Origin of the sequence: Gillisia marina, from assembly GCF_000258765.1 — a bacterium.
In the GTDB taxonomy this organism is placed as follows: Bacteria; Bacteroidota; Bacteroidia; order Flavobacteriales; family Flavobacteriaceae; genus Gillisia; species Gillisia marina.
The window spans coordinates 1-4,644 of record NZ_AJLT01000098.1; the positions used below are offsets into that span (position 1 = coordinate 1).

Genomic DNA, 4,644 nt, shown 5'->3' on the forward strand with positions numbered 1-4,644 from the left:
TTTTTTGTATGCGATATTTTCAGATTTATTAGGAATTAATTCTTTAATCCATCTAGCATAGCCTGTGTTAATTTCTCAAGATCATACGCGTGATTCCAACCCCAATCTTCTCTAGCAGCATTATCGTTAATACTACTTGGCCAAGAGTCGGCTATTTCTTGTCTAAAATCTGGATTATAGGAAATCTCAAATTCTGGTAAAACAGATTTAATAGCTTTTGCAAGTTCTTTAGGTGTAAAACTCATTGCAGATAAGTTATAAGAGGATCTCATCTTCACTTTTTCTGCAGGAGCTTTCATAATATCTATAGTTGCCTTAATAGCATCGTCCATAAACATCATTGGCAAAGAGGTGTCTTCACTTAAAAACGATGTGTAATTACCAGATTTCAATGCTTCATGAAAAATTTCGATAGCATAATCTGTAGTTCCTCCTCCCGGTAAAGTTTTATAACTGATAATACCAGGATATCTAATGCTTCTTACATCTACACCAAATTTTCTGAAGTAATATTCACACCAACGCTCCCCTGTTTGCTTGCTCATTCCGTAAACAGTTGTAGGCTCCATGATAGTGGTTTGCGGAGTGTTTTCTTTTGGAGTGCTGGGTCCAAAAACCGCAATACTGGAAGGCCAGAATACTTTCTCGATTTTCTTTTCCTTCGCAAGATTAAGAACAATAAAAAGAGAATTCATATTTAGATCCCATGCTTTCATTGGCATTTTTTTCACCTGTTGCACTTAACATCGCCGCCATTAAATAAACATCAGTAATCGCATATTTCTCGACTAAATTCGCAATACCTTCTTCATCTGTAGCATCCATGATCTCAAAAGGACCCGTTGCCATTAATTCTTTTCCACCTTCTTTTATGTCGCTAGCTATCACATTTTCATTCCCATAAAGACTTCGCAGCTTCAAACTTAGCTCGCTTCCAATTTGTCCGGAAGCTCCAATAATCAATATTCTTTTAGAATTCATTCTTTAAATTTTACTGCGCAAATATATCCAATTCAATAACCATCAAACAAACTATTACTCAAAAAAGCAGGTTTCTTCCCACAAGTTTAAAGCGGCCTTTTTTTGGAAGGCTTTTTCGTTAACTTTGTCTAACAAGATTAGCTTATGAAAACCTCCTTTTGGATATTACTTATAATTTTAATGGTTGGCTGTAACCAAAACAAAAAAAGAAAACTCTAATGAGTCTAACAGAAAAGAAATTCAGTTGGCTCTTGCCAAGAAACTAGAAGTCCCTAAAATGGAGGTCACCTTAGTGCCCGAAGCTCAAGAGATCACCAATGAATGGCTTGCTTATATTACGGCTCAAAGTGAGATTGAAAATCTTAAGAATTATACGCTGAATGATGTAATCGCTAATGCCACGCCAATTACAGAGATCATGAAGTCTCTACAAGAAACAGTGCCGGCGAGATTAAATTTAAATGCAGTGAAAGCCAGATTAGGTGTGTTGGTTACCAAATCTAAGATCCTGCAGCAACTTACCGAAAAAAGAATGGTGAATCCTGAAGAAATTTCTAAAACAGCAAAAGATTTGCATTTAGAATGGAACAATTTTAAAATTCAGTTAAACGAACCGTTTTTGAAGACCTTAGAAGAATTTGAAGAAGAATTGGATTTAATTGAAAATGCAGAGGAACAAACTTCAAATACAGTGCTGCCACCAATGAGAAAAAGGCCAATAAATCTAAATAAAGCACTTGATTCCTTAGAATAGAAACTACTAAAATTTAACTACTTCAGAAATATGAAAAAACTTATCCTTCTTCTATTAATTGCAACATTTTCATGTAACAATGCTAACTCTCAAAAAGAGGATGCCTCTCCAGAAAAATCGGAATCTGAAATGATGGCTTCCGAAGAAAATTCAAAAGAAAAAATAAATACAGCTTTAGAGAATTGGCACAAAGCAGCTGCTGAAGCTAATTTTGAAGACTATTTTGGCTTAATGACCGAAGATGGTGTGTTTCTAGGAACCGATGCTACTGAAAACTGGCAAAATATAGACTTTCGTGAGTTCTCAAAGCCATATTTCGACAAAGGAAAAGCTTGGAGCTTCACAACTTTGGAGCGCAACATTTATACAGAAAAAGAAAGTAATTTGGCTTGGTTCGATGAGCTTTTAAGCACCCAAATGGGGATTTGTAGAGGATCCGGTGTGATGGAAAATGTAGATGGCAAGTGGAAGGTGCAACATTATGTGCTTTCTATCGCCATTCCAAACGACGATGTTTCAGAAGTTACAGCCATGAAAAAACAGACCGATAGTCTTTTAATTGAAAAGCTTCAAGCTAAGAAGTAAGAGTTTCAGATAATAAAATTTAAAAAGAAGATATTCAAGAATAGAGGAGCTTGTCATCCTGAATTCATTTCAGGATCTCAATTAACTAATCGTCAAAAATGAAAACATGCTGAAACAATTCCGATAGCTATCGGAACAGCTTGGCGAAAAAGGTGCTTTTGAGTCGGCCTCTTTTTAGTCAAGACAGTTTTTAAATTTAGATTTGTTTCAAAATATTTTGAACTTCTTATATAAAGTAATCCCAATTCTCCACGTTTAAAATCTAGTTATAATCTCTTACTTTTTAGTATTTTAGCGTGGAAATTTTAATTTATTCTTTTAAATGAAAAAAATAACAAATGCACTTATTTTATCTGCACTTGCAGCTACGGTAGTAACCGGATGTAAAAGTGATGATAAAAAAATGGAAGTTAAAGAAGAGTCCCGTGGGATCAATTTAGCTTTTATGGATACTACCATGAGCCCTAAAGAAGATTTCTTTAGATACGTTAACGGAAAATGGGCAGATTCTACAGAGATCCCGGGCGATCACACTACTTGGGGTAGTTTTAATGAACTTAGAAAAAACACCGATGAAGATGCGCTTGCGTTGTTGGAAAAAGCTTCAAAAGACAAGGATTTAGATGTGAAGAGCGATCAGGCAAAAGCGGTATTCTTATACCAAAGTATCATGGATACTGTTGCCAGAAACAAAAAAGGTGTAGAGCCTTTAACTCCGTATTTGGAGAAAATAGCAGCGATCCAGAATAAGCAAGACCTACAAGCTTTCTTAACCGAAATGCAACAATATGGCGGAGCAGGATTTTTCGGATTTACAGTTCGTGCAGATGCAAAAGACAGTAATTCCAATGCAGCTTACATTTATCCTGCCGGCTTAGGCTTGCCAGACAGAGACTATTACGTACAGCAAGATGCGAATTCCAAAGAAACTCGTGAAAAATACAAGAAACACGTAACTAGAATGTTGCAGTATTTAGGAGATTCTGAAGAGGAAGCTTCAAAAAATGCTGAAACCATTTTGGCTTTTGAAACTAGTTTAGCAACACCTCAAATGGATAAAGTAGATCGTAGAGATGCGAGAAAAACTTACAATCCAATGGCTGTAGCTCAATTGCAAAAAGAAGTTTCAGCAATCAATTGGAAAAAGTATTTCGACGAAATTGGAGCTTCTAAGGTGGATACGGTGATTGTATCTCAACCAAAATATATGCAAGCTCTACAAAAGACTTTCTCTGCAAATAAAGTTGCCGACTGGAAAATGTACTTACGTTGGAATTTATTAAACGATGCTTCTTCGGCTTTAAGCATGGAGATAGAGCAAGCCAATTGGGACTTTTACAGCAAAACGCTTCAAGGAGCTAAAAAACAACGCGCTCTTAAAGAACGTGCGTTACAAACTGTAAACGGAACCTTAGGGGAAGCTTTAGGGAAACTATATGTAGAAGAGAACTTCCCGCCGGAAGCTAAGAAAAAAGCTCAGGAAATGATCGCTAACATCATTAAAGCATACGAAGTAAGAATAGATAATCTTACTTGGATGAGCGACAGTACGAAAACAAAGGCTAAAGAAAAATTGGCTTCTACTACCATTAAAGTTGGATATCCAGATGAGTGGAAAGATTATAGCGAGTTGGAAATTACGTCTCCAAAAGATGAGAAAGGGTCTTATTTCCAGAATATGCTGAATGCAGCTAAATGGAATGTAAAGGAAGATATGGCGAAATTGGGTGAGCCGGTAGATAAAACCGAATGGTTTATGGCGCCTCAAATCGTAAATGCGTATTACAACCCAAGTTATAATGAAATTGTATTCCCTGCAGCTATTTTACAGCCACCGTTCTACGATTACAAGGCAGATGCTGCTGTAAATTATGGTGGAATTGGAGCGGTGATTGGCCATGAGATCTCTCACGGCTTCGACGATAGTGGATCTCGTTTTGATGCAGAAGGAAACCTTAACAATTGGTGGAGCGAGAAAGATCTTGAGTCTTTTGAAGGTCTAGGTGGAGCTTTGGCAGAACAGTATAGCGCTATCGAAGTGTTGGATAGTGTGTACATTAACGGGAAATTCACCTTGGGTGAAAACATTGGAGATCTAGGTGGCGTGAATGCTGCTTACGATGGACTTCAATTACATTTAAAAGAGCATGGAAATCCCGGAGAAATAGATGGCTTCTCACCGGAGCAACGTTTCTTCCTTTCTTGGGCAACCGTTTGGCGTACTAAGATGAGGGATGAAGCCTTGAGAAACAGGATTAAAACCGATCCGCATTCTCCTGGAATGTACCGCGCTTATGTGCCGCTACAGAATATTGATGCTTTTT

At 37.1% G+C, this 4,644-nt stretch carries 3 protein-coding genes and 1 pseudogene; 3 read left to right on the top strand and 1 reads right to left on the bottom strand.

The window, feature by feature from the left end:
• Positions 1-35: 35 nt before the first annotated feature.
• Positions 36-981, bottom strand: a pseudogene (locus tag ON07_RS15720) (NAD-dependent epimerase/dehydratase family protein).
• A gap of 184 nt (positions 982-1,165) precedes the next feature.
• On the opposite strand from ON07_RS15720, the gene ON07_RS13815 reads away from it, so the two are divergent.
• From ON07_RS13815 to ON07_RS13825, 3 genes are all read left to right on the top strand, one after another.
• Positions 1,166-1,735, top strand: coding sequence for a hypothetical protein (locus ON07_RS13815; RefSeq protein WP_010232651.1), 570 nt, complete (start codon positions 1,166-1,168; stop codon positions 1,733-1,735).
• 30 nt (positions 1,736-1,765) lie between these two features.
• Positions 1,766-2,320: a nuclear transport factor 2 family protein gene (locus ON07_RS13820; protein ID WP_010232652.1), complete on the top strand. Its 555-nt coding sequence runs from the start codon at positions 1,766-1,768 to the stop codon at positions 2,318-2,320.
• A 322-nt stretch (positions 2,321-2,642) separates the two neighbouring features.
• On the top strand, positions 2,643-4,644 hold a 2,002-nt coding region (locus ON07_RS13825; protein ID WP_010232653.1), incomplete at its 3' end, for a M13 family metallopeptidase.